The following is an 857-nucleotide window of genomic DNA, read 5'->3' as shown; positions in this document are numbered from 1 at the left end:
AAAGGCTGATGCTGCAAAGCATCAGCCTTTTTTTGTTTCTTGAACTAAAGTTGTGACATTACGGAAGATTTTGATTGAATTCTTACGTATGATGCAAAAAAAGTTAGTAAATGCAGTATATGAAACTCAGTAAATTAATTTTCCTTACCCTTTTATCGCCAGTTGCTCTGGCATCCACCAAATCCACAGTATCCTTTACCCTTGATAACGATGGCATTTTTGGTGTCGACCAAGATTACACCAACGGTATATTCTTCTCTTACGCAACCGAGAAGCTAAAAAAAGAAAGCGAATGGAAATGGTTCAGCTTAGAAAATGCAGACCAATCCAATGTCGATAAGATCGAGGTAGTACTTGGCCACAAGATGTGGACTCCAAGTGATATTGAAGCAGACTACCCTCTTGCCAATGACCGTCCATACGCTGGTTACCTACACACTGAAATCAACTACCTATCTCTAACCGCCGATCAAGCCGTTCGCTATAACTTCACCATTGGTGCCACAGGTGAAAGTTCTCTATCAGAAAAAGCGCAGGAAATTGTTCACGGCATCACTGGTTCAACCGATCCTCAAGGCTGGGATTACCAAATTGACGATGAAATTGCCTTTAGCGTTGGTTACCGAGCTTTCAATAAACTCATGCGCAGTGAGGGCCAGAAGACGCAATGGGAAATCACTAATGTGAATGACATTAACGCAGGTAACTTCCGCAGCGATGTATCACAAGGTGTCATGTTCCGCTGGGGCACGAATCTAGCCAATAGTATTGGCGCAGCAAACATCAGTGTAGAAAGCCCTTTCTCTGCCAGTATGCTTGCGAAAAATACCTCTAGTTGGTTTGTCTTTACAGGATTT

1 protein-coding gene is annotated in these 857 nt (G+C 42.6%); it reads left to right on the top strand.

The genetic code is table 11. The features are described from left to right. Positions 1-119: 119 nt before the first annotated feature. On the top strand, positions 120-857 hold a 738-nt coding region (locus R7P74_RS25565; RefSeq protein WP_318123441.1), incomplete at its 3' end, for a lipid A deacylase LpxR family protein.

The sequence above is a fragment of the Vibrio sp. 2033 genome, assembly GCF_033339735.1.
The sequence above is the reverse complement of the archived record's forward strand: the minus strand, read 5'-3'. Positions and strand labels throughout refer to the sequence as shown.